Consider the following 23,476-nt stretch of genomic DNA (forward strand, 5'->3'; position numbering starts at 1 on the left):
GTTGGCAGCAGCATGGCAGTAGTCAATGTCTCGACGGCAGCGACTTACCGCCCGCCGGACAGGAGGACCGGACCCATGCTTACTTTCTATCACGCCCCCGAAACCCGCTCGGGCCGCACCATGTGGCTGCTGGAGGAGAGCGGCCTCCCGTTCGAGACGCGCTACGTCAACGTCCAGCGCGCCGACGGCAGCGGCGCGTTCGACCCCGCCAATGTCCACCCCGACGGCAAGGTGCCGGCGATCGTCCATGACGGCGTGGTCATCTCTGAAAGCTATGCCATCGCCGTCTATGTCGCCGATCTCGCAACCGACTCCGGCCTCGGCGCCCCGGTCGGCTCGGCCGAGCGCGGCCCCTTCCTTGCCTGGCTGATGTGGCTCGCGACCGAGCTCGAGCCGGCGATCTTCATGCGCCTCTATGGCGGCGCCGAGGGCAATCCGATGGCCGAGAAGTCCTACCGCCAGGTCGTCCGGCGTCTCGAGCTCGCGCTCGCCAACGGGCCGTATCTGATGGGCCACCGCTTCACCGCGGTCGACGTCATGGCGGGCTCGACCGTCGCCTGGGCGCGCCACGTCTTCCCCGAAAGCGCCGAGATCGACGCCTGGCTCGCGCGTATCGCCGACCGCCCGGCGCACCAGCGCGCGTGCGAGAATGATGCGGAGCTGGTGGCGGCGTAAACAATGGCCCTCTCCCCTTGATAGGGGAGAGGGATAGCGCAGCTTGGCAGCTTGCTGCCTAGCGGAGGTTGGGTGAGGGGTAGAGCGGTGCGCCGCACCGCGCGGAGCTTTGCTCCGCACACCCCTCATCCAGCTCCGACTAAGGCCTTGCTACGCAAGACCTAAGTCTGCGCAACCCTCTCCCCTGAAGGGGCGAGGCAATGAAGATGCCTATCCCTTCGCCGTCACCACCAGCCCGCGCTGCACGGCCGGCCGCGCCAGCCCCCGCTCGAGCCAGGCAGCGACGTTGGTGAAGGCATCGAACCCGACCAGCTCGCGCGCCTCGTAGAAGCCGATCAGGTTGCGCACCCAGCCGAGCGAGGCGATGTCGGCGATCGAATAGTCGCCCATGATCCACTCGCGGCCTTCGAGACGGCCATCCAGAACGCCCAGCAACCGCCTGGACTCGTTGACGTAACGCTCGAGCGGTCGCTTGTCCTCGATCTCCCGGCCGGCGAATTTGTGGAAGAAGCCGAGTTGCCCGAACATCGGCCCGATCCCGCCCATCTGCCACATCAGCCACGCGATCGTCTCGTAGCGCTGCGCCGGATCGAGGAACTGGCCCGTCTTCTCGGCGAGGTAGATCAGGATCGCCCCACTCTCGAACAGCGCCTGCGGGCGCCCGTCCGGCCCGTCGGGATCGATCATCGCCGGGATCTTGCCGTTGGGGTTGAGGCTCAGGAATTCGGGGGTCTTCTGGTCGTCGACCGTGATGTCGACGAGGTGCGGCTCATAGGGCAGCCCGGTCTCCTCCAGCATGATCCCCGCCTTCACCCCGTTCGGCGTGTTAAGCGAATAGAGCTGGATGCGGTCGGGATGCTGCGCCGGCCAGCGGCGGGTGATCGGGAACTGCGACAGATCGGTCATTGGGGCGCCTCCTGCTTTGAGGCGGCGACATAGTAACGCCGCAATCGCCGCGCTATGGGCGCACCGATGAATCCGACCGACCTTCGTGTCGCCCTGTTCAGCGGCAACTATAATTATGTCCGCGACGGCGCGAATCAGGCGCTGAACAAACTCGTCCGCCATCTGCTCGACCGCGGCGTGCAGGTGCGCGTCTACTCGCCGACGACCAATACGCCCGCCTTCGCGCCGGAGGGCGATCTGGTCAGCGTCCCCGCCTGGCCCGTCCCCGGCGGGCGCGGCGAATACAAGATCGCGCTCGGCCTGCCCAAGGGGCCGCGCGCCGATCTCGAGGCGTTCAAGCCCAATCTCGTCCACGTCTCGGCGCCCGAATTCCTCGGCCACGCCGCCATCGCCTGGGCGCGCGATCGCGGCGTCCCGGCGGTCGCCTCGCTCCACACGCGGTTCGAGACCTATCCGCGCTATTACGGCATCGGCTTCCTCGAGCCCTGGCTGATCCGCCGCCTCACCCGCTTCTACAACAAGTTCGACCGCGTCGTGGTGCCCGGCAACTCGATCGCCGATCTGATCAAGGACTGGGGCGTCATCACGCCAATCAGCATCTGGTCGCGCGGCGTCGATCACGCGCGCTTCAACCCGGGTCGCCGCGACGATGCCTGGCGCCGCAGCCTCGGCATCCCCGACGACGTCGCGGCGATCGGCTTCCTCGGCCGGCTCGTGCTGGAAAAGGGCCTCGACATCTTCGCCGAGGTCGCGCGCGAGCTGAAGCGCCGTGACGTGCCGCACCGCATCCTGGTGATCGGCGAGGGCCCGGCGCGCGACTGGTTCGCCGAGCGCGTGCCCGACGCGATCTTCACCGGCTTCCAGTCGGGCGACGATCTCGGCCGCGCGGTCGCCGGGATGGACGTGTTCTTCAACCCGTCGATCACCGAGACCTTCGGCAACGTGACCTCGGAAGCGATGGCGTGCGGCGTGCCCGTGGTCGCGGCCAAGGCGACCGGGGCGATGGACCTGGTCGAAGAAGGCGTGACGGGCTTCCTGGTACCGCCCCGCGCGGTCGAAGCTTATGCCGACGCGATCGAGCGCCTCGCCCGCGACGGCGCGATGCGCCGCAGCTTCGGCGCGGCCGGCCATGCCAGGATGCAGTCCCATGTCTGGGACCGCGTCAACCAGGCCGTGCTGGATGCCTATCTGGAGGTGATGGCGGCGCGCACACCCCGATAACCAACCGTCACCCCGGACTTGTTCCGGGGCCCACCGCACCGCGAGCGATGCGCAAGAGCCTCTCGCGCATCGTCAGCCGCGCGGTGGATCCCGGCACGGAGGCCGGGATGACGATGGGAATTAGCCCCACGCGTAGCTCAGCGGCGCCTCGCGGAACGCGAAGCGGTCGACATGCCGCTCGACCGCGCCCTTCAACCCTTCGAGCTGCCCCTCGGCGCTGGCGTCCACGCGGATCGCCAGCCCGTCGGGCTTCGCGTCGAGCGTGACCAGCCCGTCGCCGGGCCAGTCGGCGCCGCGCGCGTCCTTCGGGAACACGATCGTGCCATGGTCGGGCGTGAACTCGACCTTGAGATTGTGCTCCCAATGCTCGCACAGCTGCTGGAGGTAGCGGCTCGCCTTGTCCGTCTTCGCGAACCCCGTCGAACTGAACGCCATGCTTACAGCCTCTCGATCTTGCGCGCCGCCTCGTCGATGATGTCGGCGACCGCATGCAGGGTCTCCTGGCTCACCTCGCCATCGCCCAGCCGGTGCTGGAGCACCTGGCGCAGGTTGCCCATCGCGCGCCGCACCGGGCTGCCATGGCTGCGCGAGCGCATCGTGCCGATCTCGGCCAGCCGCTCCATCAGCGCCTCGACCTCTTCCTCGCGCTCGGTCAGGTGCGCCTGGCCCGCGGTGGTGATCGCGAACACCTTCTTGGCGTCGTCGCTCGCCTGCTCGGCGATCAGCTCCATGTCGGCGAGCATCGTCAGCGTCGGATAGACCACGCCCGGGCTCGGCGCATAGGCGCCGCCGGTGCGCTCCTCGATCTCGCGGATCAGGTCATAGCCGTGGCGCGGCGCTTCCTCGATCAGCTTGAGCAGGATCAGGCGCAGTTCGTCGCCCTGGAACATGCGCCGCCGTCCGCGGCCGCCGCCCATGCCGTCGGTGCGCACGTCCCATTCCACCGTGAACGGCCCCCATTGGCGCCGTCCGCGCGGACCGAACCCGCCAAACTCCATGCCCCCACGCGGCCCGCAGCCGCGATGATGTCCTCGAAACATACAATACCTTTCATATTCGAGTCGTGATGCGTCTAAGATATATCTTGAGATAGCTTGCACAAGCCCCTTCGCGAAACTTTTGGAAGTTCCTATATCGTTCCGCATGGCCGACCTGTTCGGCGGGCTGGAGTCCGCCACCGCCCCTGACGATTCCGCCCCCGGCGGCCCGCTCGCCGACCGGCTGCGTCCGCAGCGGCTCGAGGACGTCGTCGGCCAGGATCACCTCACCGGCCCCGAGGGCGCGATCGGCCGCATGGTCGCCGCGGGCAAGCTCTCGTCGATCATCCTGTGGGGGCCGCCCGGCACCGGCAAGACCACGATCGCCCGGCTGCTCGCCGACGCGGTCGGCCTGCGCTTCGTCGCGATCAGCGCGGTGTTCTCGGGTGTCGCCGATCTCAAGAAGGTGTTCGCCGAGGCCAGGGAGCACGCGAAGCTCGGCAAGCGCACCTTGCTGTTCGTGGACGAGATCCACCGCTTCAACCGCTCACAGCAGGACGGCTTCCTGCCCTTCGTCGAGGACGGCACCGTCATATTGGTCGGCGCGACCACCGAGAATCCAAGCTTCGAGCTCAACGCCGCACTGCTCAGCCGCGCGCAAGTCCTCATCCTGCGCCGCCTTGACCACGCCGCGCTCACTCAGCTGCTCGACCGCGCCGAGGCCGTGGAGGAACGCCCCCTCCCCCTAACTCCCGAAGCACGCGACGCGCTGGTCGCCAGCGCCGACGGCGACGGCCGCTTCCTGCTCAACCAGGCCGAGACCCTGTTCTCGGTGGCCTTCGAGGCGCCGCTCGACCCGGCCGCGCTGGGCGACTTCCTCCAGCGCCGCGTCGCGGTCTACGACAAGGATCGCGAGGGGCATTACAACCTCATCTCCGCGCTCCACAAATCGATCCGCGGCAGCGATCCCCAGGCCGCGCTCTATTATCTCGCGCGGATGCTGACGGCGGGCGAGGAGCCGCTCTACGTGCTGCGCCGCCTCACCCGCGCCGCGGTCGAGGATGTCGGCCTCGCCGATCCCAACGCCCTCACCCAATGCATCGCCGCCAAGGACACCTACGAGTTCCTCGGCTCGCCCGAAGGCGAGCTGGCGATCGCCCAGGCTTGCCTCTACCTCGCCACCGCGCCCAAATCGAACGCCGCCTACACCGCGCAGAAGGCGGCATGGCGCTCGGCCAAGGAAACCGGCTCGCTGATGCCGCCGCAGAACATCCTCAACGCGCCGACCCGGCTGATGAAGGAGATCGGCTACGGCAAGGGCTATAGCTACGACCATGATGCCGAGGGCGGCTTCTCGGGCGACAATTACTGGCCCGAGGAGATGGAGCCGCAGACCTTCTACGCCCCCACCGACCGCGGCATGGAAAAGCGCATCGCCGAACGCATGGCGTGGTGGGACGAGCGGCGGCGGGAGCTCAAGGGCGACTAGGCGCGGGTTCAGCTTGGAATTCGCGCGATGACCTTGATCTCGAAGTCGAACCCGGCGAGCCAGTTGACGCCGATCGCCGTCCAGTTCGGATAGGGCTGGTCGGGAAATACCTCGCCCTTGACCTTCATGATCGTGTCGAACTGGTTCTCGGGATCGGTGTGGAATGTCGTCACATCGACGATGTCGTCGAGCCCGCATCCGCCCGCCTTCAGCGTCGCCTCGAGATTGGCGAAGGCCAGCCGGACCTGCGCCTCGAAGTCCGGCTCGGGCGAACCGTCGCTGCGGCTGCCGACCTGACCGGACACGAACAGGAGGTCGCCCGACCGGATCGCCGCGGAATAGGTGTGTAAGTTATAGAGGTCATGCCGACCGGCGGGAAAAACGGCGTCACGCTTGGCCATGTACAGTCTCCTGGAAAGGGGTGCCGGCAGGCCGATGCCCGCCGCGCGGTTTCAGATACGCGGCGTATGTAAGACGTGGCCTTCCGCCATCCAGCCCTGGTCACGGCCAATTTCTACTGGCTCATGGACTAGCTCGCCTTCGCCGCCCCCGATGGCGACGGACTCGGGCTCGCCCCCGTCGCCTTGGGCAGGATCACCTCGACCCGCCGGTTGCGCTGCCGGCAAGCCTCGTCGTCGCTGCCGTCCGACTTGGCGTTGGGCGCCACCGGGCGCAGTTCGCCGAGCCCGATCGTCCGCATCCGCGCCGCCTCCACACCCTTGCCGGCGAGATAGGTCTTCACCGCCTCCGTCCGCGCCTCGGACAATTTCTTGTTATAGGCGTCGTCGCCCTTGGCGTCGGTATGCCCCTCGATCGTGATCGCTCCGCCGCCGCCCGCCGCGATGAGCTGCGCCAGGCGGTCGAGCGTGCCCTGCGCATCGGCGCGGATTCGCCCCATCGCGGCCCGGCTTCGGCGGCGAGCCGGGGTCGCCGCAGGACGAGGCGAGCACGGCGCTTCCCCTTCCAATGTTGGAATTCATCTGCTCTCATCGGGGCATGACCGAACCAGCCCAGCCGAGCCTTCACCCGCATTCGCCGTCGCTTGACACGCCCCGCGCGACCCCTCGATTCCGTCAACTTTGTGAGTCAAGATTGTCAACTTTCCTGCTCGCGGCACTCGCGCTCGCTGTGCCCGCCGCTGCCCAACAGGCACCCGAGCCCACGCCGCACCAGCGCGCCATCGCCGCGGGGTACAAGGCGGCGATGCTGTGCAGCGGCATCTTCAACGCCGGCCGCACCCCCGAGCAGGTCGAGGCGCTCGAGCTGACCGGCATCTATCCCGACTATCAGGCGCTGGTCGGCCTGCCCGCCAAGGTTGATTCAAGCAGACGCCTCGTCACCGTCGAATGGGCCGACGCGATGCCGCCGCGCCGCGCCCAGTGGCGGCCCGGCACCGGCTGCACCAACGAACCGATCGGCGCGGTCGCCCCGCACGCAGCGACAAGCTATCCGCCGCTCGCCGCGGCGCAGCCCGATCCGCGCCCCTGGCCGCAGGGTGACGCAATACCCGCGATCCGCACCCCGCGCGCGCTCGAGCCCGTCGTTGCGGCGGCGTTCGACGGGACGAGCTACCGCGCCGGATCGCGCACCACCGGCGTCATCGTCCTCCGCGACGGACATATCGTCGCCGAGCGCTACGCTCCGGGTTTCGGGCCGCTCGTCTCGAACCGCACCTGGTCGGTGGCCAAGAGCATCAGCGGGACGCTCGTCGGGATCGCGGTACGCGACGGACTGGTCCGGGTCGATCGCGCCGCGCGCATCCCCGCCTGGGCCGACGAGCCGCCCGGCGACGTCCGCCGCACGATCACGCTCGACCATCTCCTGCGCATGGCCAGCGGCCTGCACAGCGACACCGCCGGCAACCGCACCGACGAAGTCTATTTCGGTGGCACCGCGGTGACCGAGGAGACGGTCGGCTGGCCCTCGATCGCCCGGCCCGGCACGCGCTTCCGCTACGCCAACAACGACACGATGCTCGCCATGCTCTCGCTGCGCACGGCGATGGGCGACGCGCGCTACCGTGACTTCCCGGCCAAGGGGCTGTTCGAGCCGCTCGGCATGGCGCGCACCGTCGCGGAGACCGACTGGCGCGGCAACTACATCCTCTCCTCGCAAGTCTGGTCGACCGCGCGCGACCTCGCCCGGCTCGGCGAGCTGTGGCGCAATGACGGGGTGTGGCAGGGCAAGCGCGTCCTGCCCGAGGGCTGGGTGAAATACATGACCACCCCCAGCGGACCGCAGCCGGCCGGCGACGGCCCGGGCTATGGCGCGACGCTCTGGCTGTTCGGCCCGAAACAGGGCCTGCCCGAAGGCAGCTATGCCGCGCAGGGCAATCGCGGCCAGTTCATCTTCGTCATCCCCTCCGCGAAGCTCGTCGTCGTCCGCCGCGGCGAGGACCCGGCGGGCAACGCGTTCGAAGCGCCGCGCTTCGTCGCCGATGTGCTCAAGGCGCTCGAATGAGGGACTGGCCATGAAAGACTGGGACGAAGCCTGCGCCTATGCGCTCTCGCTCCCCGACGTCGAGATGGCGCTGTGGTGGGGCACGCCCTGCCCCAAGGTCAACGGCAAGGGCTTCATGTCTCCCAGCCGCGAGCCGGGCAGCTTCGCGCTCGCGGTCACTCACCCCGAGAAGCAGATATTGTTCGAGACCGACCCCGAGACCTTCTGGCAGACCGATCACTATCGCAACTATCCGATGCTGCTCGTGCGCTACGGCACCGATGCCCATGAGCGGATCGAGCTCTATATCCAGCGCGCCTGGTGGGACCGCGCCAAGGCTCCCCAACGCAAGACGTTCGGCGAGCGGCCCTAGTGAACCGGCTTCGCTTCACCCGCTTCGCCGCGATCGACTGGTCGGGCGCCAAGGGCAGCCGCCATCCGGGCATCGCGCTGGCGGTCTGCGAGGCCGGGAACGCAGCGCCCGAACTCGTCCCCCCACCCGCTCGCCATTGGTCGCGGACCGCCATCCGCGACTGGATCCTCGCCCGCGCCGCCGAGCCGCTGCTGATCGGCTTCGACATGAGCTTCTGCGCCCCGATCCTCGACCGCGGCGCCTATCTCCCCGGCGAGAGCAGCGCGACCGACGGCCGCGCCTTCTGGGCCTATGTCGATGCCCGGAGCGATGACGAGGACCTGGGTGCCGCGTCGTTCCTGGACATCCGCCGCGGCCGTCATTTCTACCTCGGTGCCGCCGACGGCCCCAAGGCGGACTTCATGCACTTCCGCCGCTGCGAGCAGCATTTCAACGCCGGCGGCGGCGGCAAGGTCACCACCGTCTACGACGCGATCGGCGCCGCGCAAGTCGCCAAGGCGAGCTTCGCCGGGATGCGGCTGCTCCATGCGCTCGACGGCAAGGTCGCAATCTGGCCGTTCGATCCGCTGCCGCTTGCGGGCGCGGTGGTGGTCGAGATCTACACCGCGATCGCCGCGCGCGCCGCCGGGCTGCGCAAGGGCCGATCCAAGCTGCGCGACACCACGACGCTCGACACCGCGCTCGCCACGCTGGGCTCGCGCCCGCACGCGCCGCTCGCCCGCTACGACGATCATTCGACCGACGCGATCCTCACCGCCGCCTGGCTGCGCGCCAATGCCGGCCGCGCCGATCTCTGGCATCCGCCCGCCCTCACGTCGGAGATCGCGCGAACCGAGGGCTGGACCTTCGGCATCGCATGACACGGATCGCCGCAAAACCGGCCGGTCTTGCACCGGCTGTTAACCTTGCCGGTGCAGAGTCCGGCCATGCGACGTTCGGACCAGCAGCAGCGACTGAGGTCGCGTTGGAATCCGTTCCGCGAGAGCATCCCGCTCCCGCTTCCGGTCTATCGCGAGCTGATCGACACGCTGTTCGCCATGCGCCTGCCGATCATGGGACTGGGTCTGGTCTTCGCCCTTCTGGCGGGCCTCGTCGCCTACGAATGGCGCGATCCGGTGTTCGCTGCGATCGCCGCCGGCGCCTTGATCGTCACGGCGGGGCGCCTCGTCCTGCTCCAGGCCTATGCGCGCGAACCGCGCAAGAGCCAGGACGAGCTCGAGCGCTGGGAGCGGCGCTATGCGATCGGCAACTATGCGATCGCGCTGCTGCTCGCGGCGTTGAACCTGCAAGCACTCACCTATCATCTTCCGTTGCTTCACCTGCTCACCGTCAGCCTGGTGTTCGGCTTTGGCGCTGGGGTGGTGTCGCGAATCTCGGTGCGGCCGATGATCTGCGTCATCAGCCTGCTGCTCGCCACCGTGCCGACGGTGGCCGGGCTGCTCGCACACGCGCTCGTGCCGCACGCTGCGCCGCTCCATGCGGAGCTGTTCGCAATCGAGGGGGCGATGGTCGCGATGATCACCGGGCTCAGCCTCCATACCGTGGCACACCTCTACCGCTCGGCGGTCGAGCATCTCGTGGCACAGCATGACATGGCTCAGCTCGCCAAGCACGACGCGCTCACAGGCCTCGCCAATCGCCTGCTGCTGCGCGAGCGCTTCCACGACGCGAGCCAGGCCGCGCTGCGCGGCAACTCGCGGCTCGCCGTCCACTTCATCGATCTCGACGGCTTCAAGCCGATCAATGACGGCTATGGGCATCCGGCCGGCGACGCGGTGCTCCAGGAAGTCGCACGGCGGCTCGAATCCTCGCTCCGCATCGAGGACACGGTGGCACGTCTCGGCGGCGACGAGTTCGTCATCCTCCAGGCCGATGTCGCGCACGACAGCGAGGCCGAGATGCTGGCGCGCCGCATCATCCGCGGGCTCAGCGCCCCCTATGCGATCGACGATGCGACCGTGCATCTCTCGGCCAGCGTCGGGATCGCGCTCGCACCCGATATCGGCTTCGATTTCGAGCGGCTGCTCGCCTGCGCCGATGCCGCGCTGTACCGCTCCAAGCTGGGCGGCAAGGCAAGGCTCAGCTTCTGCACGCGCGAGGACGCGGCCAATACCGAACTCGCCGCGTGAGCCGCGCGCCTCCAGAATCCGCCTTGACCCGCGCCCATGGTTCGGCTCAAGACGCGCGGCCCGCGGAATTCCGTGGTTTGGTCTGAGTGCCGGTTTAGCTCAGCTGGTAGAGCAGCGGTTTTGTAAACCGAAGGTCGCGGGTTCGATCCCTGCAACCGGCACCATTTTATCGCTACCACCCCGCCTGCACGCATTTTGGTCTCGCCTTTCATCCCGCGCGCGGTATGTGTCGGTTAATTGACAACGTTATCAGGAGAGGGGCGTTGGCCGCACCCGTCACACCATTGAGCTCGACCGATCCTACGCTCGGCGAGGGGACTGCGCAGGGCATCAACGCGCCCGACCTCCAGGTCTTCGTCTTCGCGCTGTTCTTCATCTTCGGCGGCATCACCTCGCTCAACGACGTGATCATCCCGAAGCTCAAGGAACTGTTCACGCTCAACTACACCCAGGCGATGCTGGTGCAGTTCTGCTTCTTCACCGCCTATCTGCTGATCGGCATTCCCGGTGCGAAGCTGGTCAAGAAGCTCGGCTATATGCGCGGCGCGGTCGCCGGCCTGCTGACGATGATGGTCGGCTGCCTGCTGTTCATCCCCGCCTCGCAGAACGCCACCTACGGCCTGTTCCTGTTCGCGCTGTTCGTGCTGGCAAGCGGCGTGGTGATCGTCCAGGTCGTCGCCAACCCGCTGATCTCGCTGCTCGGCAAGCCCGAGACCGCGCACAGCCGCCTTACCTTCGCGCAGGCGTTCAATTCGTTCGGCACCTGGATTTTTCCGACTGTCGGCGCGGGCCTCATTTTGGGTTCGCTTCAGAATGTAAAAGCAGCCGACCTCTCGGGCCCCGCACTCGACGCATACCGTACCGCCGAGTCAGCAGTGATCCAGCACACCTATCTCGGCCTCGCCGCAGCGCTGATCGTGGTGGCAGGCGTGGTTTGGCTTTTTCGCAATCGCCTCAAGGGTGAACGCCATGAGGCCAGCGCTGGGCTTGCCGGCTTCGATCTACTCAACCGCAAGCGTTTTGCCTTCGGCGCGCTGTGCATCTTCCTCTACGTCGGCGCCGAGGTCTCGATCGGCTCGCTGATCATCAACTATCTCGCGCTCGAGCGCGTGCTCGGCCAACCGGAGTCTGTGGTGGGCTGGATGATTGGCCTATACTGGGGCGGTGCGATGATCGGACGGGTCATCGGCTCGCTCCTCATGTATCTGCGCGTCAGCCCAGGCAAACTGCTCGCCTTCGTCGCGGTGGGTGCGATCGCGCTGATCGTCATCAGCGCCAACTCGACTGGCAATGTCGCGGCCTACTCGCTGCTCGCGATCGGCCTGATGAACTCGATCATGTTCCCGACGATCTTCGCATTGGCGTCCGAGAAGCTTGGCGGCCGCGCGGCGGACGGATCGGGGATCATCAACATCGCGATCTTCGGCGGCGCTGTGGTCCCGCTCGCGACCGGCGCGCTCGCCGATCTTACCGGCAGCCTCGGCCTAGCGTTGATCCTCCCCGCGCTCTGCTACGCGATCATCGCCGGGTTCGGCTATTACGCCCGTCGGCCCTATGACGGTCCGGTGGCGGGATGATTCAACGGGCCGGCGAGTGATCCTCGCCGGCTTATCCGCGCCGCCGCGAAGTTCCGATTGGTACGGGTGGTCGGACTCGAACCGACAATCTGTTGCCAGAGGCGGATTTTGAATCCGCTGCGTCTACCAATTCCGCCACACCCGCATGCCGACTGGCACCTTGGTAGCCAATGATCGACGTCGGGTTGCTATAGGCAGCGCTGCGACCGATTTCCAGACTGTATTACCGAAGATTGCGCCCTCCCCGCTGAATTCCGCGCTACGACCGACAAGGGCCGATAGCGGAACGACCGCTTGACGCCTGCACCGACCAGGGCGGACGTAAAGGTCATGAACGTCTACCGCCTCGGCTGGACAGCGGACGTCTGGATTAACGCCAAGGATTCTTCCAATCAGCACCACGTTGCTAATTTAGCAATAATGTGATTTCTCTGCCGCATCGAAAGCTGGCGATAGGGCAATATGTTCAGGGACAACCGCGGCTGGAAAAGCGCTTTTGTGTTGGCTGCACTTGTGGTGACTGTTTGCCGACCCCTCTCTGCCAGCGAACTGGAGACCGGGTTCGCCTCGCCTCCACGCGAGGCCCGGCCGCTCGGCTGGTGGCACTGGATCAACGGCAACGTGACCATCGATGGCATCGATGCCGATCTCCAGGCCGCGAAGGCGGCGGGGATGGGCGGCGTGCAGATGTTCGATGTCGAGATCTACGCCCCTCCGGGGCCGGTGCGGTACGGCTCCGATCGCTGGTTCGCGCATGTGCGTCACGCGATCCGGCGCGCCGCGGCGCTCGGGCTCGAATTCCATGCGATGAACACCCCCGGCTGGTCAGCGAGTGGCGGGCCGTGGGTTACGCCGCAACGCTCGATGAAGCGCCTGGTCTGGAGCGAGACCGATGTTTCAGGTGGCGCCGTGTCGGCATCTCTTCCGCGCCCGGATCTGACCCTCGCTTACCCCGAGCGCGCGGTCCCGGCACAGCCCTTCTACGCCGACATCGCCGTGATTGCAGTGCCTGCCGGGGTTCCGCGCATCGCGGATATCGACAAGAAGATTGGCTGGGGCCGCAAACCCGTCACAAGGGACACGCGGACGCTGCCAGGGATCCCGGCGGATCGTGTCATCGTTCTTTCCGGCAAGATGGATGCTGCCGGAGGCCTAGTGACAAAGCTGCCGCGCGGAAACTGGACGATCCTCCGCTTCGGCTACACGACGACAGGCAAGACCAACCATCCTGCGCAACCCGAGGGCCACGGGCTTGAGATCGACAAGCTCGACGCCGCCGCCGTCGCCTTTCAGTTCGATCAATCGTTGGGGAGGATGATCCGCGAGGCCGGCCCGCTCGCTGGAAACACGTTCAACGCGATCCTGTTCGACAGTTTCGAAGGCGGATACCAGAACTGGACCGCCGCGATGCCGACGGAATTCGCACGGCTGAAGGGTTATTCGCTGCTTCGCTGGCTACCCGTTCTCACGGGGCGCGTCGTGGAATCCTCCGCGGCGAGCGAGGCGGTGCTGTGGGATTTCCGCCAGGTGATCGAGGAGCTGATCGCCGAAAACTATCTCGGCACGATGCATCGCCTGGCAGCCCGGCACGGGATGAAAATCTACTCCGAATCCCAGGGCGGTCCCCTCACGCCGATGTCGGCCAATCGACATGTCGACGTGCCGATGAACGAGTTCTGGATGCCCGACGCGACGCCACGCGCCGCCAGCATCCGGATGACGACCTCTGCGGCTACCTTCCTCGGCCGCAGGATAGTGGCAGCCGAGGCCTTCACCGCCACGCCAGAGAATGGACGATTCCAGAATACCCCGGCAAGCCTCAAGCGCGCGGGCGACCACGCCTTTGCGCTCGGGCTGAACCGGTTCGCCTTCCACAGCTACACGCACCAGCCAGTGACCGAGGCCGCGCCGGGGTTCGGCCTTGGCCGCTATGGCACGCATTTCGGCCGGCTCAACACTTGGTGGCCCTTTGCCGGCGCCTGGGTCGAATATGTCTCGCGCAGTCAGTTCCTGCTGCAGCAGGGCACCCGCGTCGCCGACGTCTGCTTCCTGGTCGACGAGGATCTGGGTTACGCGCTGCCCAAAGCCATTACGAGTTCACTGCCCGGCCACGACTTCGAGGTGGCTTATCCCGCCGACGTGCGCGCCATGTCGGTCGAGCGTGGCGTGCTCAGACATCCGCAGGGCGCAGCATTCCGCCTGCTCGTCACGCCCGAGCCACAGACCTCCGCGGGCTGGGTCGCGGAGATCGCGACGCTCCGAAAACTCGTGTCGCTGGTTCGGGCAGGCGCCACGCTTGCCGGCCCCGCACCGGCCGCCCCTGCCGGCCTCAATGACGTCGAACGCCGGGAAGAATATGACCAGCTCGTCAGCGAGCTGTGGAGCGGATTGCCGACGCGCGGCTTCAAGCGTGTGGGCGAGGGCAAGGTCTATGCCGGCCTGACGCCTGCTGAAATTCTGCGTGCCGAGAAAATCGCGCCCGACATTCGCTGGGACGCACCGATGGAGCAGCTGCGCTTCCTCCATCGCCGAACGGGCGATGCCGATATCTATTTCGTGTTCAACTACTCGGATCAGCCGCGGCAATCCCGGCTCGAATTGCGCATCCCCGATCGCGTGCCTGAGATCTGGAATGCGATGCATGGAACGCGGGCCGACGCGCCGACGTTCGGGCGCACCGCCACAGGCGTGTCGGTGCCGGTGCAGCTCGAGCCCTGGGGCTCGACATTCCTCGTTTTCCGCAGGCCGTTGGGAACCCGCTGGATTGCGGGCGCAAATGCCGCCGGCCTCAACTTGCTGGACCGGCCCGGCGCGATGCTGACGCAGGCGCGATCGGCACGGTTGAAGCTGTCGGATGGATCGGATCGCGACGTCTCGCTCCCCGCGCTTCCTGCGCCGGTGGCGCTCGACCGGGATTGGCGGGTGGAGTTTCCGACGCTGGGCACGGCAGGTGTATCTCGGCCCCTCGATCGGCTCGCATCATGGAGCGAAAACGCCGATCCGGCGATCCGCTACCATTCGGGAACGGGAGTCTACCGCACCCGCGTAGAGCTTCCGGCGGTGCGCGACGGAATCGTCGCGATGCTCGATCTCGGCCGCGTGGCGGACATCGCCCGCGTCAAAGTGAACGGACGCGATGCCGGAATCGCGTGGAGCCCACCCTTCCGCTTGGACGTCACGCCCTATCTGCGTGCAGGCACCAACACGCTCGAAATCCACGTCGCGAACCGCTGGGTCAACCGTCTGATCGGCGATGAGGCGATTCCCGTGAACCTGGAATATCAGAAAAATGGGAGCCGCTTCACCGACGGGCGCATCACCAGCCTTCCCGCTTGGCTTTATCGCCCAAATGGTCGCCGCGAATGGCCGCGGCACAGCTTCGCCACCTGGAAACACTATGAGGCCGGCGCATCGCTGCTGCCCGCTGGGTTGCTGGGGCCGGTGAAGATCGAATGGTGGCAGGAAATTTCGCCCGCCATCAAATAAATTGCTTTTATAGTCACATTTAAGATATGCTCCGATCGCGACCGGCACCACAAGCTGGCGCGAATCGGAGGAGAGGAAATGACTAAACGTGCTAAGCTGCTCGTTGCCGGCGCAGTGTGCCTGACCGGCGCCGCGCTCGCATCCTCTGTATCTATCATAGCGTCAAATACGACTGCGGACTCGGGCAGGATTGAGCTTCCGCCGTCGCAACCGCAAACAGCCTCGGCCGGTTCAGGGCCCGCCACCGGGGCGACCGCGATGTCCGTGACCAGCCTCGCGGCGCCCACACTACAAATCCCCAGCGGGTCGCCGATCGAGACCTTCCACGACGCCGATCTCGAGAAATGCGGGACGACGCCAGTCCGGCAGGACGGTCCGCTGCGCGTGTTCGAGGATCAGTTCAACGTTATCCACATGACGATGTCGAACGCCGACGCCAAGGGCTACCAGTGGACCGGATCGGTGACCGGTTTCACCAACAACCCCACGACCGCCGAACTCGACTGCACGCCAGTGATGATCGGCAATGTCGGCAACACCGACGTCTCCAAATTCGACCAGAAAACCTGGATTCAGGGCTTCTACTTCGACGGCACCACCGCCTGGGCCTATGGGCACCAGGACTTTTGGGGCGGTCCGCCGCGTTCCACCAATCCCAACTGCCATGCGTCGGGCGTCGAGGATGACAAGAACGGCTGCTGGTACGCTTCGATCGCGACGTGGAAGGCGAACCCGGTGTCGAGCGCGGACCGGCACTTGAACTTTACCCGCAACGGCACGGCGCCGAACCACATCGCCATCTATCCGCACGTTCAGTACCCCGGCGACTTGCAAACCCCGAAATCCGGCTGGATCGGCTATGGCGCGCCCTCCAACATCTTCCGCGGCCGCAACCAGGACGGCACGGTCGACGGCTATTGGTACATGTTCGTCTATACCAACTCCGGCCACGGCGGGCAGGCGAAGGGGCAGTGCCTGTTCCGCAGCAGCAATCCCGCCGACCGGACGAGCTGGCGGGCATGGAACGGCAACACGACCACGCCGGGGTTCACCCAGGTCATGGGTAATCCCTACACCACCACCAACTCGACCTGCGCAGTGGTGCAGCCGACGCTGTTCAATACCTATGTTCGCAGCGTCGTGTGGCATAAGCCGTCACGCCACTATATCGCGATCTACCGCGTCGGCGCCGACGGGGTCTATTGGGCGACCTCGCCCGACATGCTCAATTGGACCCAAGGCGGGGAGTTGCTCGCTTCGGACAGCGACGCCGCGAGCTACCCGGTGCTGATCGATTTCGACGGCGGCGATTGGGGCGACAGCAATTTCGACCGCGCCTATGACAACGGCAAGCTCTACCTCTTCTATCGCAAAAAGATCGCCGGGACGAACAACATCCGCATCACCCGGCGGCTGGTCGACGTGACCAACTATCCGGCCGATCCGCCCAGCTCGAGCAATCCGGGCTGACCGGGCAGAACCAACGCGCCCGCGCCCTTAGCGGCGCGGGCGTTTGGGATAGAGCAGGTCGAGCGGCACCGCCTGTGCCATTGCGCGATACCCGACGGGCCCCGGATGCAGCCGGTCGCCGCTGTCATAAGCCGGACGCAACGCCAGCGGATCAGCGGGATCGCCGCCGATCCGGTCGAAATCAATGACGGCGTCGTACAAAGGGCTCGCGCGGATGAACTGGTTGAGCGCGGCGCGCACCCCCTCGCGCTCAGCGGTAAAGCCTTGGCGGCGCGTGGGCAGCAGCGTCGCGCCGATCACGCGCAGGCCGCGAAGCCGCGCACGCAGCGCGAGCTGGGCATGCGCCTGGATCAGCGCCTCCGCGGCGATCGGCGTGCCGTAGATGTCGTTGATCCCCTCGAACAGCACAAGCGTGTGCACGCCGGGAAGCGCCGCGATATCGCGATCGAAGCGCGCGAGCGCGTTCGGGCCCGCACCTGGGCGCTGCGCCGTGATCCGATTACCCGAGATGCCGAGATTGGCGAGGCCCAGAGGCAACGCACCGGACGTTGCCGCCACGCGTCTGGCCAGGGAATCCACCCAGCCCTGATAGCCGCCGCGCGGCTCGGAGCCGCTGTCGGTGATCGAATCGCCGAGAAAGGCGACGGTGCCGGCATTGGACGCGCCCTCGCCCACCAGCGCATCGACGAAGAACCAGTGCGGCACGCGTGTCGGGAACGCCGCTGCGTCCTCCACCGCGTCGAAGTCGCCGGGCGCGGATAGCCACGACCAGTCCTTGGGACGCAGATGCCCGGTGACACCAGCCGGCCTTCCCCGCACCGCGACGCTCGCGAGCAGATCGCTCCCGGCTGCGACAGACAGCGGCGCCGGATCGCTAATCACGCTCGCGCCCGCGGGAATGAGGATCGAGCGGCGGCCGCCGAGGGTGAGCGGGAGGTTCGTGCCGGGCCGCACCGTCGCGTCGGTCTGGCGGAGACCGAGATGCAGCGAAGCGATCTCGAGCGGCTCGACGCCAAAAGCATTGCTGATCCGCAGCCGCACCTTCGGCGCGCCTGCGGTGGCGCGTAGAGCGAGTCGCACCGTCTGGTCGGCAATCGCATAATCGAGCCGGTCGGTCGCGGTCGCCCAGAGCGTGAAGGGTGCTGGACCGGAACGCGCCGGTACGCGCGCGGCGGCTGCAATCGGGCAAGCGGCAATGGCGACGAGCAGCGCCCGCCGGTCGATCATTGCGCCGGCTCGCCCAGCGCCCGCCAGCCGGCGACGACCGCCCGCGCACGCTCGGCGGTTTCCGCGACCGGCTGGTCCGGCCGGTAGAGCGCCGTGCCGATCCCGAAACCCGTGGCGCCCGCCTTGACGAACGCGGCATAGCCATCCTCGGATATGCCGCCGACGGCATAGATGGGAAAGTGCTGCGGCAGCACCGCACGCCAGGCGGACAGCGTCTCCGCGCCGAGCGCACCGGCCGGGAACAGCTTGAGCGCCGCCGCGCCGGAATCGATCGCGGCAAAGGCCTCGCTGGCGGTCGCGACACCCGGCATGGCGGCGAGACCCAGCGATGCGGCACGCGCGATCACCTGGCCATTTGTGTTGGGTGCGAGGATCAGCATGGCGCCCGCGTCAGCGGCGCGTTCAAGCGACGGCGTGTCCAACACCGTCCCCGCCCCGATCATCGCGCGATCGCCGAACGCTTCCGCCAGCGCCGCGATGCTAACGAAGGCATCGGGCGAGTTGAGCGGCACCTCGATCATGGTGAAGCCAGCGTCGAGCAACACTGCGCCCGTCTCTACCGCTGCGTTCGGCGTGATCCCTCGCAGGATGGGAATCAGCGGCAGCCGCGCGCTCGCCTGTTCGAAGGATGGAGTCACCGCCGCGTGATCCCCGCCCCGCCATCGATCCCGACCACGGTGCCGGTGATCCAGGCCGCGGCATCGGAGGACAGGAAGAGGATGAGGTCGGCCACTTCCTCCGCGGTGCCGAGGCGGCCCAACGGATGCCGGAGCACATTCGCGGCGCATGCCGCGGCGGGATCGGGCGCGCGAGCGAACGAGGCGCGGAGCATCGGGGTATCCACTGACGCCGGCGCGACTCCGTTGGCGCGGATGCCGCTGTCGGCGACTTCGAGCGCGAAGGTCTTGAGGAAGGTCTCGAGCCCGCCCTTGGAGGCGGCATAGGCGGCGAGCCCTGGCGCGCCCATCCGCGCATTGATCGACGAGACAAAGGTAAACACCCCCTTCCCCGCGCGCTGCATATCCGGCGCGAAGGCCTGCGCGAGGCGGAGGGCGCCGCCGACATTCACGTCGTACACGCGCAAGAAGGCGGCCGGCGACGACTGCAAGGTGCCCGCAAACTCGGTCGTCGCGGCGGCGTGGACGACGATCGTCGGCGCGCCGAGTCGTGCCCGGACCGTCTCTGCCGCAGCCGTCACCGCATCATCGTCCGCCAGATCGCAGGCAAGCGCCACATCGCCGACGGACGGTACCCGGAGGTCGAGCGCGGCGACGCGCGCGCCGGCGGCGGCGAACCGCGCGCAGACCGCTGCGCCGATCCCACCCGCGCCGCCGGTCACCACCGCAATCTCCCCGTCAAGCCGCATCGACATCCTTCCAGCTCAGCGCGCCGCCCCATGCCACATCGCGCACGGACCGCCCATCGGCCGTGAACAACGTGGCTTCGATCCGCGTCGCGCGGCGCTCGCCCGGAACGAGGGTGATCGCGGTCCCGCGCGCGGCAGCATCTGCCAAAGACGGCAAGTCACAGCATGGTTCGAGCGCCAGCATCGTCCGCGCGCCATACCATGGATAGCCGTCGCCGCCGCCGAGCAGACGCCAATAGCCGAGCAGCGGGAAGAGCGTCTCGTCCCAGCGCACCGCCACGCCCGCACCGCGCCGTGGATTTCGCACCGCGAACCAGCCGCTCGCCATCTCCTCGCAACGCACGAAGTCCTGGGCGTTGTCGCGGTCACCCGGGATGATCGACAAATCCTGGTCGACGAGCGTCGGCCAGGCCGCGCGCGTGCCCGGTTCGAGGGTTGCAGCAGGCGGCGGGGTCTCGGCAGTGACGATGGTGCAGGCGGGCAGGTCCACCGCGCTGCCCGCTTCGATCAACGGCGCGCCGAAGGTCGGATGATGCCCCCACAGTACCTCCAGCGGGTGCGCCGCTTCGCTCGAGACCGCCTCGTCGATGATCAGCGTGGCGCCCGCTCCATCCAGCGCGATACGCCGCTCAATCACCACCGGCGTCCGCCGGAGCCGCGCCCAGGTCCGAATAGCGACGCCGCATTCGTCGTCGCGTTCGATCGCATATTCCCAAGCGAGGAAGGTTGCTTCGCCGTGCTGCCCATAACTCGCGCCGCGATGCTCGCAAGGGCCGGGACCATTGGGTAGCATCACATACCAGCCGCCGGGGAACTGGTCGCGAAAGGCGCCGACCGCCAGCGATGACGAGGCAATGGCTCCAGGCGGCGCCAGCCCTGCGGGTGCCAGGTGAAGCGTCTCGGTGTCGCTGGGCTTGTGGGTGAGTTCGACGAGATCGCAACCCTTGTCGAGCACGAAGACCGCGCGCAGCAGCGCATTCTCAAGGCTGACGCAGCGATGGCCGCGCCAGACGAACTCGCGCAGCCGGGCGCCATGATTGCGGTGCGGACCGGTCACTGGCGTGCCTCCACCGGTTTGCCTGCAGTCGCGCGCGCGATCAGCCAGCCGATCGGGTGCAACGCCGCCATCACCAGAAAGACGGTGCCATAGTCGCGCGTCGCGGCGAAAGCGCCGACGAGCTGGGTCGAGATAATGCCGCCGATCCCGCTGCCGGCGGCGATCAGCCCGAAGATCGTCGCCACCCGCGCCTGAGGGAAACGATCGACCGCGAGCGTGGTCAGGTTACCGAGGAACATCATATGCGACAGCGCCACCAACGCGGCGAGCCCGTAGGTAACCGGAAGCGAAGGCTGGAATGCGATCAGCGCCCCCAGCGGCGCCAGGCAGGCGCCCATCCCCATCACCCTGAGGCGCGACGCGATCGGCGCCGCGCCACGGCGGACGAATCGGCCCGACAGCAGCCCACCGCCCACGCTCCCGATATCCGCGGCGAGATAGACGAGCCAGGCCGTCGCGGCGATCGCAGCGAGCGGAAGCCCGCGCGCGTCTCCCAGATATTTGGGGAACCAGAACAGGTAGAAATACCAGACCGGATCGGTGATCGTCCGCGCGAGCGCGAGACCCCAGACCGACTTGTCGCTGAGGATCGCCCCAATCGAAGGTTTCTCGGCCGCTGCGCCGACGGCCGTCTGGCTCGGCTGGCCATGGCGCAGCACCAGCCACGCCGCCATCCACACGAATCCCAGCGCACCGGTCGCCACGAACGCCGTGCGCCAGCCATAGCTGAGCGCGAGCCAGCCGATCAGCGGCGGCGCGATGGTCGCGCCCACCATTGCCCCGGCGGTATAGACGCCGACCGCGAAGCCGCGTTCGTGCGGCGCATAATGTTCGGAGACTGCCTTGGGCGCGGCGACGTAGTTGCCCGCCTCGCCAAGCCCGAGCGCGAAGCGCGCCGCGCCGAGCTGGCCGGCGCTATGGACCAGCCCCGTCACCATATTGGCAATCGACCACCAGCCGACGAACAGCGCCAATGCGAGCTTCGAATCGAGCCGGTCGGTGATCCATCCGACGACGAAATAGGCGAGCGTATAGGCGATCAGGAAGAGCTGGACGACATGCGCGTAGCCGATGTCGTCGATCCCAAGGTCAGCCTGGATCGTGGTCGCCAGGATCGAGAGCGTCTGGCGATCAACATAGTTGAGGACGGTCGAGAAGAAGAGCAGCGCGAGAATCGCCCAGCGCACCTTCGAACCTGGCTTGGCGCCAGCGCTCATGCCGACACCGGTTGCGTATGTCCGGCCAGCGCGGCAAGTCCCGCCAGGCTGGCTGCATGGACGTCCGCCATCGCGTGGACAACCCCGAGGCGATCGAGCACGGCCGCATAGAGCAGTGAGAGTGCCGGAGCGCCAATCAGGGTGACATGATCCACGGGCTCGCCCGCTGCCGCCAGTGCGGCGAGGGCGTCGCGTATCTCGCAGCCGATTAGCAGACCGGATAGATAGGGACGCGCGGCTTGAGGCGATAGCGATCCGGTGACGCGCAGGCTGCGCGCGGAAAAGATGGCGTGCTCGACTGCGAGCCGCGGGTCCGACACGGCGATCTCGACGCCGCGAACGAAGGCGGGGTCGCCTGCCTCGATTGCAGTCCCCGGCGTCATGTCGCGGCCGACCAGGCTGTGCGCGACGAGGATCTCGAACATCTCGCCGGTCATGCTGGTGAAGAAGCGCGTGACGCGCGCGTCCGTGACGCTGCACCACTTGGCATGAGTGCCGGGCAGGCACAGCGTCCGGCGCCCCCCTGCCCCGGCCTGCGCCAGCCACCCGAAGACCTGCGCCTCCTCGCCGCGCATCACGTCCGGCAGGCCGAAGATGTTGGTGCAGGACAGCCCCGGCACGATCGCCACCGGCACCCCTCGCACCTCGAAGCGCGTCATTCGCGCCGCAAGGTCGTCGAGGCCCGCCGGGCACGGCGCATAGGGGCAATCGACCCAGCCGATGTTCGATCCCACCATCCCGGCCAGCACGACCGGCAATGGACCATCGCGATCGATCCATGCACCCGCGACATCGAAAAACGCCGCTTCAGGATTGTCGCAGAATTTGATGCCCAGCCCGCTGGCGGTTTCGAGAATCCGTGCGGGCGCGCCGGTCTCGCAGAGGTACAGACGCATGAAGCTGGAGCCCCAGTCGCCCGCGATGAAACGCCCTGCTGCTGCCACGCACACCTCCCACATACGGCCCCAACGCCGGCCTCTGCGCGATAAATGTTGCGAATTTAGCGACAAGTCAATCCGAGCTTGCCATAGATCGATTGCGCTCGGCAGTCGCATGGATCATGTCTGCCGTGCGAGTGACCATGTGAAGGAAGCGCCGGCAGTGCGGCCCAAACCTAACGCCCAACCCAACCAGAGCCTTATCGACGGCATTGCCACGCTCCAGGCGCTGGCCGTCTCACCGGAGCCGATCGGGAATCGCGAGCTTGCCCGCAAGCTCGGCTTCAACCCCACTCGCGTCAACCGGCTGCTCAAGACGCTCGCCTATCTGGGGATCGCGCGGCAGACCGCGAACCGCAAATACACCGCGGGTCCTGGCATGCATGTGCTTGCGGCACAAAGCCTTTTCGCATCGCGCTTCGTGCAGAACGCCATGCCCGCGCTCGAGGAGCTGCGGCGCTTCGGACTCACCATTGCAATGGGCGTATTGTGGAACCACGATGTGAGCTACCTGTTCCACGCGCCGCCAGGGATGGAGACGGCGCAGGCGCTTGGCCGCATCGGCCTGCTTCCGGCAAGCGAGAACGGCATTGGCGTCGCCCTGCTTGCGGGGTTCGACGACGCGCACGTCGTCGAGCTCTACGAAGGCGAGGACGTCCCGGGCTATCCGCGCGGGGTAAACGACCTGCTCAACACCCTCGCCGAGACGCGCGCGCAAGGATATGCGCGCGTTCGCGTCGGCGAGAACCAGGACCGGCACACCATTGCGATCGGCGTCTCCGATCCAGCTTTCGCGGCGATCGGCATGTCGGGATGGATTCCAGAGGAAGCCACGCCCGAAATCGTCACCGCCTTGCGCGAGGCAGCCGCCAAGATCGCCGAATGAGCGTTCATTGTTGCGACCACTGAAACATTTTAATTGCTAATTT

22 protein-coding genes and 2 tRNA genes are annotated in these 23,476 nt (G+C 67.1%); 12 read left to right on the forward strand and 12 right to left on the reverse strand.

Annotated elements, in window-relative coordinates; genetic code table 11:
* Positions 1 to 75: 75 nt before the first annotated feature.
* On the forward strand, positions 76 to 675 hold the full coding sequence (locus tag OK349_RS05580) for a glutathione S-transferase family protein (RefSeq protein ID WP_265116831.1): 600 nt from the start codon (positions 76 to 78) through the stop codon (positions 673 to 675).
* A gap of 210 nt (positions 676 to 885) precedes the next feature.
* Here the strand turns inward: OK349_RS05580 and OK349_RS05585 are convergent, their stop codons facing one another.
* Positions 886 to 1,581, reverse strand: a complete 696-nt coding sequence (locus OK349_RS05585; protein WP_265116832.1) for a glutathione S-transferase N-terminal domain-containing protein — start codon at positions 1,579 to 1,581, stop codon at positions 886 to 888.
* A 66-nt stretch (positions 1,582 to 1,647) separates the two neighbouring features.
* Here OK349_RS05585 and OK349_RS05590 point away from each other — a divergent pair, with 66 nt between their 5' ends.
* Positions 1,648 to 2,802 carry a glycosyltransferase family 4 protein gene (locus OK349_RS05590; protein WP_265116833.1) on the forward strand — a complete coding sequence of 385 codons (1,155 nt, stop codon included), beginning with the start codon at positions 1,648 to 1,650 and terminating at the stop codon, positions 2,800 to 2,802.
* 120 nt (positions 2,803 to 2,922) lie between these two features.
* Here OK349_RS05590 and OK349_RS05595 read toward each other — a convergent pair whose 3' ends face one another.
* Together OK349_RS05595 and OK349_RS05600 are read right to left on the reverse strand one after the other, a co-directional pair.
* Positions 2,923 to 3,237 (reverse strand): DUF2218 domain-containing protein, encoded by a 315-nt coding sequence (locus OK349_RS05595; RefSeq protein WP_265116834.1) that lies wholly within the window; start codon positions 3,235 to 3,237, stop codon positions 2,923 to 2,925.
* A 2-nt stretch (positions 3,238 to 3,239) separates the two neighbouring features.
* Positions 3,240 to 3,800, reverse strand: coding sequence for a PadR family transcriptional regulator (locus OK349_RS05600; protein WP_265116835.1), 561 nt, complete (start codon positions 3,798 to 3,800; stop codon positions 3,240 to 3,242).
* A gap of 145 nt (positions 3,801 to 3,945) precedes the next feature.
* Between OK349_RS05600 and OK349_RS05605 the strand changes: the two genes are divergently transcribed.
* Positions 3,946 to 5,268, forward strand: a complete 1,323-nt coding sequence (locus tag OK349_RS05605) for a replication-associated recombination protein A (RefSeq protein WP_265116836.1) — start codon at positions 3,946 to 3,948, stop codon at positions 5,266 to 5,268.
* A gap of 8 nt (positions 5,269 to 5,276) precedes the next feature.
* Here the strand turns inward: OK349_RS05605 and OK349_RS05610 are convergent, their stop codons facing one another.
* Positions 5,277 to 5,669, reverse strand: a complete 393-nt coding sequence (locus OK349_RS05610; RefSeq protein WP_265116837.1) for a RidA family protein — start codon at positions 5,667 to 5,669, stop codon at positions 5,277 to 5,279.
* Between the two features lie 128 nt (positions 5,670 to 5,797).
* Positions 5,798 to 6,166: an OmpA family protein gene (locus OK349_RS05615; RefSeq protein ID WP_265116838.1), complete on the reverse strand. Its 369-nt coding sequence runs from the start codon at positions 6,164 to 6,166 to the stop codon at positions 5,798 to 5,800.
* Positions 6,167 to 6,360: 194 nt separating this feature from the next.
* Between OK349_RS05615 and OK349_RS05620 the strand changes: the two genes are divergently transcribed.
* The 6 genes from OK349_RS05620 (at position 6,361) to OK349_RS05645 (ending at position 11,786) form a co-directional block, all read left to right on the forward strand.
* Positions 6,361 to 7,728, forward strand: coding sequence for a serine hydrolase domain-containing protein (locus OK349_RS05620; RefSeq protein WP_265116839.1), 1,368 nt, complete (start codon positions 6,361 to 6,363; stop codon positions 7,726 to 7,728).
* Between the two features lie 10 nt (positions 7,729 to 7,738).
* On the forward strand, positions 7,739 to 8,080 hold the full coding sequence (locus OK349_RS05625) for an MmcQ/YjbR family DNA-binding protein (RefSeq protein WP_265116840.1): 342 nt from the start codon (positions 7,739 to 7,741) through the stop codon (positions 8,078 to 8,080).
* Positions 8,080 to 8,940 carry a hypothetical protein gene (locus OK349_RS05630; protein ID WP_265116841.1) on the forward strand — a complete coding sequence of 287 codons (861 nt, stop codon included), beginning with the start codon at positions 8,080 to 8,082 and terminating at the stop codon, positions 8,938 to 8,940. Before OK349_RS05625 ends, OK349_RS05630 begins: the two co-directional genes overlap by 1 nt.
* Before the next feature lie 66 nt (positions 8,941 to 9,006).
* Positions 9,007 to 10,209: a GGDEF domain-containing protein gene (locus tag OK349_RS05635; protein WP_301531112.1), complete on the forward strand. Its 1,203-nt coding sequence runs from the start codon at positions 9,007 to 9,009 to the stop codon at positions 10,207 to 10,209.
* An 88-nt stretch (positions 10,210 to 10,297) separates the two neighbouring features.
* Positions 10,298 to 10,373 (forward strand) — tRNA-Thr (locus OK349_RS05640).
* Positions 10,374 to 10,472: 99 nt separating this feature from the next.
* On the forward strand, positions 10,473 to 11,786 hold the full coding sequence (locus OK349_RS05645; protein WP_265116842.1) for a sugar MFS transporter: 1,314 nt from the start codon (positions 10,473 to 10,475) through the stop codon (positions 11,784 to 11,786).
* Between the two features lie 58 nt (positions 11,787 to 11,844).
* Here OK349_RS05645 and OK349_RS05650 read toward each other — a convergent pair.
* A tRNA-Leu gene (locus OK349_RS05650) sits at positions 11,845 to 11,931 on the reverse strand.
* 317 nt (positions 11,932 to 12,248) lie between these two features.
* Between OK349_RS05650 and OK349_RS05655 the strand changes: the two genes are divergently transcribed.
* A complete protein-coding gene (locus OK349_RS05655; RefSeq protein WP_265116843.1) occupies positions 12,249 to 15,272 on the forward strand; it encodes a glycosyl hydrolase in 3,024 nt (1,007 codons plus the stop codon).
* 258 nt (positions 15,273 to 15,530) lie between these two features.
* The gene (locus OK349_RS05660) at positions 15,531 to 16,742 is read left to right on the forward strand and encodes a hypothetical protein (RefSeq protein ID WP_265116844.1); all 1,212 of its coding nucleotides are present in this window, start codon (positions 15,531 to 15,533) and stop codon (positions 16,740 to 16,742) included.
* A 27-nt stretch (positions 16,743 to 16,769) separates the two neighbouring features.
* On the opposite strand, the gene OK349_RS05665 is transcribed toward OK349_RS05660, so the two are convergent.
* The 6 genes from OK349_RS05665 to OK349_RS05690 are packed head-to-tail and all read right to left on the reverse strand — an operon-like array spanning position 16,770 to position 22,553.
* Positions 16,770 to 17,969, reverse strand: a complete 1,200-nt coding sequence (locus OK349_RS05665; protein WP_265116845.1) for a GDSL-type esterase/lipase family protein — start codon at positions 17,967 to 17,969, stop codon at positions 16,770 to 16,772.
* Positions 17,966 to 18,607: a 2-dehydro-3-deoxy-6-phosphogalactonate aldolase gene (locus tag OK349_RS05670; protein WP_265116846.1), complete on the reverse strand. Its 642-nt coding sequence runs from the start codon at positions 18,605 to 18,607 to the stop codon at positions 17,966 to 17,968. Before OK349_RS05670 ends, OK349_RS05665 begins: the two co-directional genes overlap by 4 nt.
* Positions 18,604 to 19,335 carry an SDR family NAD(P)-dependent oxidoreductase gene (locus OK349_RS05675; RefSeq protein WP_265116847.1) on the reverse strand — a complete coding sequence of 244 codons (732 nt, stop codon included), beginning with the start codon at positions 19,333 to 19,335 and terminating at the stop codon, positions 18,604 to 18,606. The genes OK349_RS05670 and OK349_RS05675 overlap by 4 nt, the downstream gene beginning before the upstream one ends.
* Positions 19,325 to 20,392 carry a DUF4432 family protein gene (locus OK349_RS05680; RefSeq protein ID WP_265116848.1) on the reverse strand — a complete coding sequence of 356 codons (1,068 nt, stop codon included), beginning with the start codon at positions 20,390 to 20,392 and terminating at the stop codon, positions 19,325 to 19,327. The genes OK349_RS05675 and OK349_RS05680 overlap by 11 nt, the downstream gene beginning before the upstream one ends.
* The gene (locus OK349_RS05685) at positions 20,389 to 21,609 is read right to left on the reverse strand and encodes an MFS transporter (RefSeq protein WP_265116849.1); all 1,221 of its coding nucleotides are present in this window, start codon (positions 21,607 to 21,609) and stop codon (positions 20,389 to 20,391) included. Before OK349_RS05685 ends, OK349_RS05680 begins: the two co-directional genes overlap by 4 nt.
* Entirely contained in the window at positions 21,606 to 22,553 is a 948-nt protein-coding gene (locus OK349_RS05690) for a 2-dehydro-3-deoxygalactonokinase (protein ID WP_265116850.1), read from the reverse strand. Before OK349_RS05690 ends, OK349_RS05685 begins: the two co-directional genes overlap by 4 nt.
* Positions 22,554 to 22,710: 157 nt before the next feature.
* Between OK349_RS05690 and OK349_RS05695 the strand changes: the two genes are divergently transcribed.
* On the forward strand, positions 22,711 to 23,433 hold the full coding sequence (locus OK349_RS05695) for an IclR family transcriptional regulator (protein ID WP_265116851.1): 723 nt from the start codon (positions 22,711 to 22,713) through the stop codon (positions 23,431 to 23,433).
* The last annotated feature ends 43 nt before the right edge of the window (positions 23,434 to 23,476 follow it).

Source organism: Sphingomonas sp. BT-65 (assembly GCF_026107375.2).
Taxonomy (GTDB): domain Bacteria; phylum Pseudomonadota; class Alphaproteobacteria; order Sphingomonadales; family Sphingomonadaceae; genus Sphingomonas.